Consider the following 13,484-nt stretch of genomic DNA (forward strand, 5'->3'; position numbering starts at 1 on the left):
AGGGACAAATGACTTTTGCGGCGCTTCCGGCAACGTCGCTTCCGCGCTATGATTGCGCGCTTTCCGGCGGTGTCCCGACGCCCTCCGGTGCTTCGAACACTCGGCCGAATCCCGGCTCTCCAGACTTTCATGGACGTCATCGTTATTGGCGGCGGCTTGACCGGCGTCACCACTGCCTATCAGTTGCGCGCCGCGGGCCACCGGGTGTGCGTGATCGAGCAGCACGCGACGGTTGCCCAGGAGGCAAGCTTCGGCCAGGGTGGCCTCTTGCTGCCGACGCCGCTCGACGTCTGGTTCGGTCCCGGCCTCGCCTTCGGCATGCGCCAGATGCTGTTCGGCTCGCGCAACGGCATGATTTACCAGCCCGGACTCAGCGCCGGCGCCCGCCGCTTCGTCCGCCAGCTCAATGCCGCGCGCGAACCCGAACCGTTCGCCGCGCAATGTGAAAAACTCCGCCCGCTGATCGAACTTTCGCGCCGCACGCTCGTGGAGATGGAAAGCCGGCACGCGATGGAGTTCGAGCAACGCGACGGCGTCCTGCACCTGTTCCGCACGCCGCGCGAACTCAAGCAGGCTGCGTCGGCGCTTGCCCTGCTTGCCCAATTCGAATATCCGCACCAGGTGCTCGACGGCGACGGATGCCGCGGCGTCGAACCGTCCGTGCCGGTTGGCGAGGCGCTGGCGGGCGGCGTGTTCTTCCCCTACGAACGCAGCGCAAATTGCCCGTTGTTCACCAAGCAGCTCAAGACGCTGCTCGATGAACACGATGTCGAGTTTGCGCTCGGACGCCGTGCGGATTCCATCCGCCTCGACTCGGGACGCGTCGTCGTCGAAATGACACCGCAGTCGGACCATGCCAACGGGCATCGCGGAGCGACCGAATCGATCGCGGGCGATGCACTCGTGCTGGCTGCGGGCGCGAACACGCAGGCCTTGCTCGCGCAAGCCGGCATGCGTGTTCCGCTCTACCCTGCGCGCGTGCATGCGCTGACCGCGCCGATCGGCTATGAGGAACACGCGCCGCACGTCGCCGTCGTCGACTACGAAAGCCGTGTCTCGATCAGCCGTCTGCACAATCGCATGCGCTATGCGAGCGCGCCTGTCCTTCAGGGCCGGCGCAAGACGTTCCGGACCACGCCGCCGAAGCTGCGCGAACGTGCGCTCGATACGCTGGGTCAGGCGGGTCACACGTGGGTGCCTGGCGCAGCCAAGCTGTCGGCGATGCGCGACTGGGACAGCGTCACGCTGCTCTCGCCCGATGGCTTGCCCGTGACCGGCGCCACCGCGCATCCGCGGCTCTTTATCAATACGGGTCACGGCCCGGGCGGATGGGGACTCGCCTGCGGCACGGCGAAGATCGTCGCAGATCTCGTCAGCGGCCAGACACCCGAGATCGATTCAAACACGATCGCGGCGCTCTCACCGGCGCGGTTTGGTCACTCCTGAAAACGCGTCAGGCAGGCGCGGTCGGCTAGGTGCGGCCGGCTAGGCGCGGCCGGCCTGTTCCGATCGGGCATGAGCGGCTGGACGCGACCGGCAACCACAACGCACGGTGACTCGCTCGGCGATATACGCTCTGCTTGCACTGGCGAGTGCACTGGCATGACGTGAAAGAACGGATAAGGCGCGCGCCGATACAATGGCCGCATCCCGTGCCTTCGCTGCCTCGATATGACCGACCTGTTCGTTCCGACGCGTGACCGAGCCCTTCCCCTTTACACCATCGAAGCGCTGCGCGAGGTCGAGCACACCGCGCAAGCGCAGCTCCCGCCGCACACGCTGATGGCTCGCGCAGGCGCCGCGGCCGCGCAGTTTCTGGCCGGCCGGCTCGCCAGCGCGAGTGCGCGCCATCGCAGCGTCTGGTTCGTCGCAGGGCCGGGCAACAATGGCGGCGACGCACTCGTTGCGGCCCTCGAACTCAAACGCCATGGCATCGCAGCCGGCGTCGCACTGCCCGTGGACCCCAAGCCCGATGACGCCCGCTGGGCGCTCGCGAGCGCACGTGCCGCCGGCGTGCGCATCGACTCCAGCCTGCCTGCTTCGCTCGACGGCTGTGCCTGGCTCGTCGACGGCGTGCTCGGCATCGGTATCGAGCGGGCTTTCCCTGGCGACGACGACTCCCCGTTCCGCGGCTTCGCCCACCGGCTTGCCGACGCCCGATCGTCCGGCTTGCCCATCCTCGCGCTCGACGTGCCGAGCGGGCTCAATAGCGATACCGGCCAGCCGGTTGGCCGCGGCTCGCCCGTCACGGCGACGCACACGCTGACGTTCATCGCCGCCAAGCCAGGCCTCTTCACCGGTCGTGGCCGCGATTTCGCGGGTGAGATCTTTGTTGCACCGATCGGGCTCGACGCATGGCAGCGCGATGTCGAGCGCCCCGACGTCGCGCTGCCGCGTCTCAATGCGCCGTCGGGCTTCGGTGCTTCGCTACCCCGACGAGAAGCCAGCGCGCATAAAGGCACCTTCGGCACGCTTGCGGTCGTCGGCGGGGCAAGCGGCATGATGGGTGCCCCGATCCTTGCCGCACGCGCGGCACTCTATGCAGGATCGGGCAAGATTCACGTGGCGTTTCTCGGGCCGGATTTCCCGCCCTACGATCCGCCGCATCCCGAGCTGATGCTCGGCGAACTCGACGCTCTGCCGCTCGAACGCATGACCGCGCTCGCGATCGGCTGCGGCATGGGACAGGGCGACGATGCTCACCGCGCACTGCTTCGCGCGCTGGCCGTCGACTGTGCGAAGGTCGTCGACGCCGATGCGCTGAACGGCGTGGCCAATCACGCCGACGCGGCTAACTTGCTGCGCGAGCATTCGAACAACACGGTGCTCACGCCCCACCCGCTCGAGGCCGCGCGATTGCTCGGCGCCGACGTCGCCGGTGTCGAGCAGGACCGCGTGCGCGCGGCGCGCACGCTGGCCGCAAAGTTTCGTGCCACGGTCGTGCTCAAGGGATCGGGCACGATCATCGCCGCGGCCGACGGACGCCGGATCGCCATCAACCCGACCGGCAACGCCGGACTCGCCACCGGAGGATCGGGCGACACGCTGGGCGGCATGATCGGCGCGCTGCTCGCGCAGCGGATGAGCGCCTTCGAGGCGGCTTGCGCAGGTGTCTTCCTGCACGGCCGCGCGGCCGAAGTACTCGCGGAGCAAGGCGAAGGCCCGGCCGGACTGACCGCGGGCGAATTGCCCCCCACCTTTCGGCGTTTGCTGAACGACATGATGAACACCGTCCAACGTTAGCCGAACCCTGTACGCGGCGCGAAACGCATCGCGGCAGGCTGTGGGTACGCGGATCGCCAGGCCAGCCCGCAGTGCGGGCCGCACGCCTTCGACCTGCACTGCGCCATGCGCGCCAATCCGCTAACGTAGCCCCGTTTGTTGCCCGTTCGCCGAATCGACCGGTCCCGATGCTGACCGCATCCATGCGTCACCAAAGGGTCAGATTCTCTGGAGGCTGTCACCCGCCCTCGCTATACTGCATGACTTGTCGCCTGCTTCACTCCGGACCATCTCCTCGGGATGCATCGGTTGGCGTTGCCTCTGCTTCGCACGTGTACGCGTGCAAGGCGCAGGAACAGCACGCCCACCCCGGAATTGTGCGTCGATGCCCAAGCGGTGATGCGCTCGACGTGCACGAAGCATTTCTTTCGTTGTGTCTTGCCTGACTGAGCTGCCATGACTCTGAAATCACTGCCCGCCTGGACCGCGCTCGAAGCGCACTATCAACAGATCCGCGACAAGCATCTGCGCGAATGGTTTGCCGAAGACAAGCAAGGCGGCACCTCGCGTGCCGAACGCTATACGATCTCGGGCGCAGGCCTCGGCTTCGATTTCTCCAAGCACCGCATCGACGACAAGGCACTGTCGCTGCTGGTCGATCTCGCGAAGCAGGCTGGTGTCGAAGCACGCCGCGATGCGATGTTCGCCGGTGAGATCGTGAACCCGACCGAACACCGCGCGGTGCTCCATACGGCCCTGCGCTCGCACGACGTCAACGCCCCGTTTGCGAAAGAAGTCCAGGCCGAACGCGCCAAGATGTCGGTGTTTGCCGACAAGGTGCGCAGCGGCGCATGGACGGGCCACACGGGCAAACCCATCCGTCACATCGTCAATATCGGTATCGGTGGTTCGGATCTCGGCCCGAAGATGGTCGTGCATGCACTCCACCAGTTCGCCGATCCGAAGATCAAGTCGTATTTCGTGTCGAACGTCGATGGCGCCGATCTGCAACGCGTGCTCGAACAGATCGATCCGGAAACGACACTCGCGGTCATCGTCTCGAAGACCTTCACGACGCAGGAAACGCTGACCAACGCCATTTCGCTGCGCGACTGGTTCGTGAAGAACGGCGTCAAGGAAACGGATCTCGCGAAGCATTTCGTCGGCGTATCGTCCAACGTCGCCGAGGTCGTCAAGTTCGGGATCGCCGAGGAAAACATCTTCCAGATGTGGGACTGGGTCGGTGGCCGCTATTCGCTGTGGTCGGCCGTCGGTCTGTCGATCATGCTCGCGGTCGGCCCGAATCATTTCGACAATCTGCTGGCCGGCGCGGAACGCATGGACCGCCACTTCCAGGAAGCGCCGCTCGAGCGCAACCTGCCGGTGATCATGGGCGTGCTCGGCGTCTGGTACCGGAACTTCTTCGGTTCGCAAAGCCAGCTGGTCGCTCCGTACTCGGAATCGTTACATTTCCTGCCGTCGTATCTGCAGCAGCTCGAGATGGAAAGCAACGGCAAGTCGGCGCAACTCAGCGGCGAGATGGTCGACTACCCGACCGCGGCCGTGATCTGGGGCGAACCCGGCACGAACGGTCAGCACGCGTTCTTCCAGATGATTCACCAGGGCCCGACGCTGATCCCGATCGACTTCATCGCCCTGCTGACGGCAGAACATCCGTTGCCCCATCACCATGACCGCCTGCTCGCGAACTGCTTCGCACAGAGCGAAGCCCTGATGGTGGGCCGCACGGTCGAGGAAGCGAAGAAGATCGCCGGTCCGGACAAGCCCGAACTCGTGCCACACATCGTGTTCCCTGGCAATCGTCCGAGCACGACGATCCTGCTCGACGAACTGAATCCGACGACGCTCGGCGCACTGATCGCGCTCTACGAACACAAGGTGCTCGTACAAGGCACGATCTGGAACGTCAACTCGTTCGATCAATGGGGCGTCGAGCTCGGCAAGATCCTCGGCAGGGTCGTCGAAGCCGATCTGATTGCGGATGCACCGGTCGATCCGGCCAAGCATGATTCGTCGACGACCGCGCTGATCGCGCGTGCGCGTGCGAAGGCCGGCCGCAAGTAACACGCGCATGGCCTGACCGCGTCGCAGCGAGTCAGGCGAGTCAATCGCGAATAGAAAGCGCAAAGCACGAAGCACGAAGCACGAAGCACGAAAGACAAAGCACGAAACATAAAGGGCGTCCTGCGAAGGACGCCCTTTTTTGTTCAGGACTCGGCGGCGGCAGACGGCTGCCGGATCCTTCCCGCCTCGATCGTGATCGTCGTCGCGCAGCGGCTCGCAAGGTCGATGTCGTGGGTGACCAGCACGAGCGTCGCGCCCGTTTCCCGATTCAGATCGAACATCAGGTTGATGACCGCTTCGCCATTGGCCGCGTCGAGACTACCCGTCGGCTCATCGGCAAACAGCACATCCGGCCTCGTCACAAAGGCGCGCGCGAGTGCGACGCGCTGCTGCTCGCCGCCCGACAAATGCTTCGGGTAGTGCGACATGCGCGCCCCGAGCCCGACGCGTTGCAGCCACTCCTTCGCGCGCTCGATCGCATCCTGTGTTTCGCCGCGCAGCTCGAGCGGCAGCATCACGTTCTCAAGCGCGGTCAGATGCGGCATCAACTGAAACGACTGGAACACGAAGCCCACACGCCCGCTTCGTAGTGCCGCCCGGCGGTCTTCATCGAGCTGCGTGAGGTCCTCGCCAAATAGCCTGACCGTCCCCGCACTCGCCGTATCGAGACCCGCGAGCAAACCGAGCAGCGTCGATTTCCCCGACCCGGAAGCGCCGACGATCGCTACACTGCTGGCTGGCATCACCACAAAGCCGATGTCGTCGAGGATCGTCAGTTCACCGTCGGCATCGCGGACAACCTTTCGCAAACCTTCTACTGCAATGATCGGATCGAACGTGTTTTGCATGGTGTCGAATCGGTGGACTTCGTCGATCGGGAGCGGGGTCAACTTCAGGGTCAACCTCGGGATCGGGCTCGGTGCGGCACGTGTACGGGCTGCATTCGCATGGCTCGCCTTACTCGCCTGGTGCGCGTTGGCGAGTGTTCCGGCCGATGCGTGGGCGGCGAATGCCACGCCCACGACCCGGAGCAATGCGCAGGCCACACCTTCAATCGTCGTGCTCGGCGACAGCCTCTCCGCCGAATACGGTATCGATCGCGACACCGGTTGGGTCGCTTTGATGCGCAAACGCCTTGCTCAGTCGGCGCTGAATTATAACGTCGTGAATGCCAGTATCAGCGGAGAGACCACCGAGGGTGGACTCACGCGGTTGCCGGCCGTACTGAAGCGCGCGCGTCCGTCGCTCGTGATTGTCGAGCTCGGCGCCAACGATGCGCTACGCGGTGTGCCCCTCGACACAACAACCGCGAATCTGCGGCACATCATCGAAGACTCGCAGGCCATCGGTGCCAAGGTCGTGATTATCGGCATGCGCATTCCGCCGAATTTCGGACCCGATTACGCGGAGAAGTTCTTCAACGCATTCGGCGATCTCGCGAAGCAGTATCACGCGGGCTACGTACCGTTCCTGCTCGACGGCATCGCCGACGATCCGAGTCAGTTCCAGCAGGACCAGATCCATCCGACGGCGGCTGCGCAGCCACATCTGCTCGACAATGTCTGGCCGTCGGTCCAGCCGCTGCTCGGCAAAAAATCGTAGGCATCCGTACGCCGCGCGCCGCGTGACCCACACGTCCCGGCGCGCGCGTCGCGTGCGCGCCGTTCGCGCGCAAGCCATTCACATCGACGTCGACTTTTCCCCTCAGGCACCGCGATTGCTGGATAGTGGCGCTCGGAGAGCGAAAGTGCCGATACCGCGCACGGTGCTCCAGTTCAATCCCGGCCCTCGTGGCCGCGACCCTCGCTGCGAGCCGTGTACGGTCCCTGGAACTGCGCGACCTTGTGAGTCGCGCTTCGACGAAGGAGATGATGTGAAATATCTACCACTACTCGCCACGACAGCTGCCGCCGTGATGCTGACCGCGTGTGCCGGTCAGCAAATGCAACCCGGCGTGCAAAACGTCGGCACCAGCCAGAAAGCGCCACCCGTCGTCGCCCAATGCATTGCACAGGCTTGGGCCGACAAGTCTCAACAGCCGGTTACGACACAATCGGTGCTCGCCAATAACGCCGCAGCCGACGTGCTGCTGCCCGGCCAGCCGCCCGGAGGCGCCGGCGCTGTCGTTCGTCCGGCCTGGACCGGCAGCGGCACCTGGGTCGGATTGCGGCAAGGTTCAGGCGCCGATACGAGCGCCGCGGCCAGCGATATTCAAGGTTGCCTCTGACATCGCGACAAAGGGTCGGAGCGTTTTGAGGGGCATCGCCCTCCATCGACACTTCATCGATACCCTCACACCCGCCCCCGCCCCGCTTGTGCGAAAAAAAAGCCCCCGATACGCCATCGGGGGCTTTTTGCTTTGCTGCTTTTTGCTTTGCTGCTTTTTCGGCTTCTGCGTCTTGTTCTGAGATTTCTACGTCCGGCTTAGTTCTGCTCGGTCGACGAACCCGGCACCTTGTACAGCTTCACGTCCGAACGCGCACGCAGCGACACGAGGTACGCCTGCACATCGGCCTGCCCCGTCATCTGCGACAACTGCTGCTGAGCTGCGGCGAGGCGCTGTGCATCCGGCGTCGGCGGCGTGTTGACCGTGTTCAGGCGGTAGATCGCGTAGCCGTCCTTGCCGAGATCGACTCCGACGTAAGCCGGAGTCTTGTTCGGGTCCAGCTTGAAGATCGCGTCGATGGCGGCCGGCGGCAACCCTTGGGCATCGCCACGCGACACATTGACCGGCGAACCGAAACCATCGGCAGTCTTCGACTTTTCGAAGTCGGCGAGCTTTGCGGCGCCATCCTGCTTCGCGAGCGTCGCAGACTGATCCGCCACGACCTTGTCGCGGACCTTGTCCTTGACCTGATCGAAGGCCGGCGTCGCCGCGGGCGAATACTGCATCACGTGTGCCGAGACCAGCGTGTTGTCGCCGACATCGATCGCCTGCGTGTTGTGCTTCTTGACGATCGAATCGTCGGCAAACACCGCCGTCAACAATTTCGGGCTGTTCAACGGATCAGTCGGCTGCAACGACGGATTCGGCGTGCGCGTCACGGTGGCCGTCTTGAGCTCGAGGTGGAACTTGTCGGCAGCCGGCTTCAGGCTGTCGGCCTGCTCATACACCGTGTTCGTGAACGGCTCGGCATCCTGCGAGTACAGCTTCTGCGCCTGTTGTGCCTTGAGCGTCGTCATGATCGACGCCTTGACCTCATCGAACGACTTCGTGCCCGCAGGCTTCACGTCGGTAACCTTGATGATGTGGTAACCGAAGTCGCTCTGCACGAGATCGCTGATCTGGTTCGGCTTGAGCGCGAACGCTGCGTCTTCGAACGGCTTGACCATCATGCCGTGACCAAACCAGCCCAGGTCGCCGCCCTTGTCGGCCGAGCCCGGATCCTGCGAATTCTGCTTCGCGAGGTCGGCGAACTGTTCCGGATGCGCGCGCACTTGCGCGAGGATCTGCTCAGCCTTCGCCTTGGCCTTCGCACGATCGGCGTCGCTCGCGTTCTTCGGCACCGTGATCAGAATGTGGCTCGCGCGCACCTGGTCTTCGGTCTTGAAGTTCTTGATGTTGTCGTCGTAGAACTGCTTCGCATCCGCGTCGGTCGGCTGCGTCGCGGCAGCGAGCGCATCGCCGTTGAGCACGACGTACTGGATCTGTGCCGACTCGGGCGTCTGGAAGTCCGCCTTGTGCGCGTCGTAATACTGCTTGAGCTGATCGTCAGTCGGCTGTGCCTTCTGCTGATAGCTGATCGGATGGAACGCGAGGCCCTGAACCGTACGCGTCTGTTCCGAGATGGCCGTCAGATGCGCCGCGAGCGACTTCGGCGTGAAGGCGCTCTTCATGATGCTGTCGGAAATCTGCGAGTTCGCGAGTTCGAAGCGAATACGCACGTCGAGCTGGTCAGGCGTCATGCCTTGCGAGGCCAGCAGCTTGACGTACGCGTCGGTGTCGATATGCCCGTCCGCGCCGCGCAGTTGCGCAATCGCCGGGATATTCATCAGCGCCTGCTGCACCGATGCGTCGGGCACCGTCAGGTTCTCCCGGCGTGTTTCGTCGGTGGTGATGCGCTGTTGCACCAGGCTGTCGATCAGCGCGGCACGCGAGGCCTCGGTATCGAACATCTTCGGGTCGAAGCTCGCGCCGAGCATCTGGCGCATGCGGTCGAGTTGTTCGCGCTGAGCGCTATCGAATTCCTGAACGGTGATCTTGCGGCCGTTGACACTCGCCACGTTGGCGGCGTTGTCGAAGAAACCGCGGAACCCCTGAATGCCGACCAGCCCCAATCCCGGGAGGATGAACAGCGCGAGGAACACCTGCATCAAACGCTTGTGGTTACGAATGAAATCCAGCATGGATTGCGTATGGCTTCGTCGGAAAAACGCAGATTCTACCGCACGCGCACTTCAAAAATGGCGAAGCGCTTAACCGGGAAACACCTGATAGGCCAAACGGCCATCATGCACCCCGGATGCGACTATTTAAGTCTTTGATCGAGCTACGTTTTATTCGACACTCACTCCTGCAATTGCTGGAGCAGATAGAGGCGTTGATAGATGCCCTGCTCGATTGCCATCAGCGCTTCGTGCGAACCGGCTTCCGCAATGCGACCGTGGTTGAGCACAATGATCCGGTCTGCGTTACGGATCGTCGATAAACGGTGCGCGATCGAGATCAGGGTGACTTTGCCGCGCAGCGCTTCCAGCGCGCGCTGCACGATCTGCTCGGTCTCGCTGTCGATATGCGAGGTCGCTTCGTCGAGCAGCAGGATCCGGGGCTTGCCTGCAAGCGCACGCGCGATCGCAATCAATTGCTTCTGCCCGCTCGACAAGCGCGTGCCGCTCTCCCCCATATCGGTGTCGTAGCCGTTCTCGAGCGAAAGCAACAGCTCGTGTGCATTTGCGGCTTTCGCCGCTTCCTCGATCTCTTCCTGCGACAGCCCACGGCCCATATCGATGTTCTCGCGCGCCGAGGCCGCGAGCAGAAACGGATCTTGCGGCACGAGTCCGACGCCGGCCCGAAACGCTTCGTCGCCGATGTGGGACAACGGGACGCCATCGATCTCGATACGCCCTTCCTGCTGGGTATAGAAACGCAGCAGCAAGGACAGCAGCGTCGACTTGCCACTGCCAGTGTATCCGACGATGCCGTAAAAGCTGCCCGCCGCGATATCGAGCGACAGGTCATGAAGAATCGGTACGGCCGGGTCATAACCGAACTTCACGCGCGAGAAGCTGACCTCGCCGCGCGTGATGACCGCATCCCCGACGGCCTCGTCGCCGCGCGATTCCTTGAGCAAGGCATTCACGCGCGCCGCGGCAACCACGGCCTGCTGAAGCTGGCTGAATTGCAGCGTGATCTGGATCAGCGGGTCGACCACGCGCGCGATATAGCTCACGAACGCGTAGAGCACACCGATTTCGATGCCTGCGAAGCGATCCATGCCGAACGCGTAGATCACAATCGTCAGAATCACGACGTTGAGCAAGTCGAGCGCCGGGCGCAGCAGCCAGGCGTTAGCCTTCAGTTCCGACAGGCGCGCGCGATAGTGCGTCTGATTCGTCTGCGCGAAGCGCTCGCCGAAACGGCGCTCGGCATTGCTCGCCTGAAGCACGCTCATGCCGGCGATCGACTCGGCGACCTGGGCATTGATCTCGCTGCGCAATTCGCGCGCGCGTGCGACCGACGGTGCGCTCCATCGCTGATACACGAACACGATGATCACCACGGCCGGGAACAGCGTCAGCACGACCAGCATCAGGCGCCAGTCGAGCCAGGCCATCGCAAGCATCGCCCCCGTCACGACGATGCAGCTGTCGAGCATCACGAACAGCACCTGCACGTAGAGCGCCTTGACCGACTCCGTGTCGTTCGTCACGCGGCTCACGAGTTGCCCCGTGATCGCCTTGTCGAAGAAGGTCATCGGCAAGCGGATCACGTGCGCATAGACCTGCTCCCGAAGCCGACGCACCGACCGCATCGCGACGCCCGCCAGCCGCGCAAGCTGGAGGTAACGCAAGGTTGCCGCGGTAAAGCCGACACACAGGGCGAGCGCGAGCAGGCCCGCCATCGCCGTCCAGTCCAGGCGATGCGGCAGCAAGTAGCTATCGATAAAGGTCTTGCCAAGCAACGGCGACGCGGCTTCGAGCAGCGCTGCGCATACGAGCCAGAGCGTTCCCTTCAGCAGATGGGTCTTTTCGGGCGCGGCGGCCCCGCGCAGCAACGCGATCGCATCGCGCCGTTCGGCACGTACCCGCGCGGATGGCCGTGCCATCTTGCCGTCGCCGGCAAGGGTCGAATCAAAGCTCATCGAGGCTGGCCTCCAGTTGCTGGTAGCGCCATTGGCTTGCGTACCAGCCGTCGTGTTCGACGAGTTCGCGGTGCGTGCCGCGTTCGGTGATATGACCCTCGCGCAACACGGCGATATGGTCGGCATCGGCCACCGCCGACAGCCGGTGGCTCACAATGATCACCGTCCGGCCGCGACGGGCCTCGCGCAGATGCTCGAGGATCTGCGCCTCCGTATGCGTGTCGACTGCGGACAGCGCGTCGTCGAGAAGCAGCAACGGCGTGTCCGCGAGCAACGCCCGGGCAATGGCCACGCGCTGACGCTGGCCGCCCGACAGCGCCACGCCCTTTTCACCGACCGGCGTGTCGTATCCATGCGGCAGACGCACGATATCGTCGTGCACGGCCGCGAGGCGCGCGACGCGTTCAACGTCCTCGCGCGTGGCGTCGGGCTTGACCAGTGCGATGTTGTCCGCGACTGAAGCCGAGAACAGGAACGGCTCCTGCGGCACCCAGCTGATGATGCCGCGCAGCACGCCAAGGCGGTATTCCTCGATGGATACGCGGCTCCAGGTGATCGCGCCATCCTGCAATGGATACTGGCGCAGTAACAGACGCAACAACGTCGACTTGCCCGAACCGGTCGGCCCCACAAGGCCGATCGTTTCGCCAGGCGGCAACGTCAGCGACACGCCAGTCAGCGCGGCCGCGTTCTGTCCGGGATAGGTGAAGCCCACCTCACGGAACTCGAGCACGTCGGCGTTGATCGAGGTCACGGTGCCGCGGTCCTCGACCGACGGCGCCGCCGACAGAATCGGACCCAGCCGGCCCCACGCGGCGCGACCTCGCTCGAGCAGCGACAGCACCCAGCCTGCCGCAAACATCGGCCAGATCAGTTGGGCCAGATACATGCTGAAGCTCGTCATCGACCCGATGGTCAGTTGCTGATGCCAGACGAGATAGCCGCCGAACCCCAGCGTGATCACGGTCGACGCGCTCAACGCCAGGCCGACCGCCGGCTCGAATGCCGCTTCCCAGCGCTGCGCGCTCAGGCTGCTCGCGGCCGCGTCTTCGGCCAGCCGCGCGAGTTCGCGGCTATTGCGCGCCTGCAGACCCAGTGCGCGCACGGTGCGCACGCCGTTCAGCGTTTCCTGAACGTGATTGTTGAGTTTGCTGAATCGCCCGAGCGAGTCCTGCCACGCGTGGTGAATATGGTTCGAGATACGCCAGAACGCGAAGGCCATAAACGGGAACGGCACGAGCGCGGCGAGCCCGAGTCGCCAGTCGATGCCTGCCGTCATCATCGCGACGACCAGGATCAGCGTCATGCTGCCGTCGAAACCGGCAAGCAGCGCTTCGCCGGCGGCCATTTCGATTGCGTCGATATCGTTGGTCGCACGCGCCATCAGATCGCCGGTGCGATGCCCGTGATAGAAACCCGGGCCCTGATTGGCCAGCGTCTCATACAGACGCGTGCGCAGCGTCGCGCCGAGCTGATAGGCCGCCGCAAACAAATGCAGGCGCCAGCCTACGCGAAGGAAGTAAATTGCGACGCCCATGCCGAACAGCAAAGCCAGTTGCGGCAGCAATGCGCTGCCCGTCAGGCGGTGCGCAACGAGCTCGTCGATGATGTGCCCGACCCGGCGTGGGATCAGCACGCTGAACACGGCGACGCCGAACAGCATAAGCGCCGACAGCAGGTAGGACCACCAATGCTGGCGCACGAATCCGGCCAGCAAGCGAGATAAGCTCATGGGTCAATCAGCCCTTCCGAGAGAGTGTTCGCGACACGCGCACTCATGATGCGCGTGCAGGTCGCGATGATATCGCTGATGCGCGACTCAGGCACGCGTTGTCCCCGTACGTGATTCGCAAAAGACTGTGCAGGAATGGGCAA

At 64.1% G+C, this 13,484-nt stretch carries 9 protein-coding genes; 5 read left to right on the top strand and 4 right to left on the bottom strand.

Going from position 1 to position 13,484, the window contains the following annotated elements; all coding sequences use genetic code 11:
• Positions 1–129 precede the first annotated feature (129 nt).
• From ACMFWR_RS11295 to pgi, 3 genes are all read left to right on the top strand, one after another.
• The gene (locus ACMFWR_RS11295) at positions 130–1,446 is read left to right on the top strand and encodes an FAD-dependent oxidoreductase (protein ID WP_413191768.1); all 1,317 of its coding nucleotides are present in this window, start codon (positions 130–132) and stop codon (positions 1,444–1,446) included.
• Positions 1,447–1,671: 225 nt separating this feature from the next.
• On the top strand, positions 1,672–3,243 hold the full coding sequence (locus ACMFWR_RS11300) for an NAD(P)H-hydrate dehydratase (protein WP_413191769.1): 1,572 nt from the start codon (positions 1,672–1,674) through the stop codon (positions 3,241–3,243).
• Between the two features lie 435 nt (positions 3,244–3,678).
• On the top strand, positions 3,679–5,307 hold the full coding sequence (gene pgi / locus ACMFWR_RS11305; protein ID WP_413191770.1) for a glucose-6-phosphate isomerase: 1,629 nt from the start codon (positions 3,679–3,681) through the stop codon (positions 5,305–5,307).
• A gap of 143 nt (positions 5,308–5,450) precedes the next feature.
• Here the strand turns inward: pgi and ACMFWR_RS11310 are convergent, their stop codons facing one another.
• Positions 5,451–6,155 carry an ABC transporter ATP-binding protein gene (locus ACMFWR_RS11310; RefSeq protein ID WP_413191771.1) on the bottom strand — a complete coding sequence of 235 codons (705 nt, stop codon included), beginning with the start codon at positions 6,153–6,155 and terminating at the stop codon, positions 5,451–5,453.
• Here ACMFWR_RS11310 and ACMFWR_RS11315 point away from each other — a divergent pair.
• Both ACMFWR_RS11315 and ACMFWR_RS11320 read left to right on the top strand, forming a co-directional pair.
• Entirely contained in the window at positions 6,154–6,909 is a 756-nt protein-coding gene (locus tag ACMFWR_RS11315; RefSeq protein WP_413191772.1) for an arylesterase, read from the top strand. The genes ACMFWR_RS11310 and ACMFWR_RS11315 overlap by 2 nt on opposite strands.
• Positions 6,910–7,180: 271 nt before the next feature.
• Positions 7,181–7,534 carry a hypothetical protein gene (locus ACMFWR_RS11320; RefSeq protein ID WP_413191773.1) on the top strand — a complete coding sequence of 118 codons (354 nt, stop codon included), beginning with the start codon at positions 7,181–7,183 and terminating at the stop codon, positions 7,532–7,534.
• A 197-nt stretch (positions 7,535–7,731) separates the two neighbouring features.
• Here the strand turns inward: ACMFWR_RS11320 and ACMFWR_RS11325 are convergent, their stop codons facing one another.
• The 3 genes from ACMFWR_RS11325 to ACMFWR_RS11335 form a co-directional block, all read right to left on the bottom strand.
• Positions 7,732–9,654 (bottom strand): SurA N-terminal domain-containing protein, encoded by a 1,923-nt coding sequence (locus ACMFWR_RS11325; protein ID WP_413191774.1) that lies wholly within the window; start codon positions 9,652–9,654, stop codon positions 7,732–7,734.
• 161 nt (positions 9,655–9,815) lie between these two features.
• Complete coding sequence (locus ACMFWR_RS11330) at positions 9,816–11,573, bottom strand: ABC transporter ATP-binding protein (RefSeq protein WP_413194854.1); 1,758 nt, start codon at positions 11,571–11,573, stop codon at positions 9,816–9,818.
• A 25-nt stretch (positions 11,574–11,598) separates the two neighbouring features.
• The gene (locus ACMFWR_RS11335) at positions 11,599–13,341 is read right to left on the bottom strand and encodes an ABC transporter ATP-binding protein (RefSeq protein ID WP_413191775.1); all 1,743 of its coding nucleotides are present in this window, start codon (positions 13,339–13,341) and stop codon (positions 11,599–11,601) included.
• Positions 13,342–13,484 lie beyond the last annotated feature (143 nt).

The sequence above is a fragment of the Pararobbsia alpina genome, assembly GCF_965118125.1.
GTDB classification, from domain to species: Bacteria; Pseudomonadota; Gammaproteobacteria; order Burkholderiales; family Burkholderiaceae; genus Pararobbsia; species Pararobbsia alpina_A.

What these genes read in the sequence shown, in the direction of transcription:
- ACMFWR_RS11295 (WP_413191768.1), top strand. Translation starts at nt 130, where the DNA reads ATGGACGTCATCGTTATTGGCGGCGGCTTGACCGGCGTCACCACTGCC.
- ACMFWR_RS11315 (WP_413191772.1), top strand. Translation starts at nt 6,154, where the DNA reads ATGGTGTCGAATCGGTGGACTTCGTCGATCGGGAGCGGGGTCAACTTC.
- ACMFWR_RS11310 (WP_413191771.1), bottom strand. Translation starts at nt 6,155, where the DNA reads ATGCAAAACACGTTCGATCCGATCATTGCAGTAGAAGGTTTGCGAAAG.
- pgi (WP_413191770.1), top strand. Translation starts at nt 3,679, where the DNA reads ATGACTCTGAAATCACTGCCCGCCTGGACCGCGCTCGAAGCGCACTAT.
- ACMFWR_RS11330 (WP_413194854.1), bottom strand. Translation starts at nt 11,573, where the DNA reads ATGGCACGGCCATCCGCGCGGGTACGTGCCGAACGGCGCGATGCGATC.
- ACMFWR_RS11325 (WP_413191774.1), bottom strand. Translation starts at nt 9,654, where the DNA reads ATGCTGGATTTCATTCGTAACCACAAGCGTTTGATGCAGGTGTTCCTC.
- ACMFWR_RS11300 (WP_413191769.1), top strand. Translation starts at nt 1,672, where the DNA reads ATGACCGACCTGTTCGTTCCGACGCGTGACCGAGCCCTTCCCCTTTAC.
- ACMFWR_RS11335 (WP_413191775.1), bottom strand. Translation starts at nt 13,341, where the DNA reads ATGAGCTTATCTCGCTTGCTGGCCGGATTCGTGCGCCAGCATTGGTGG.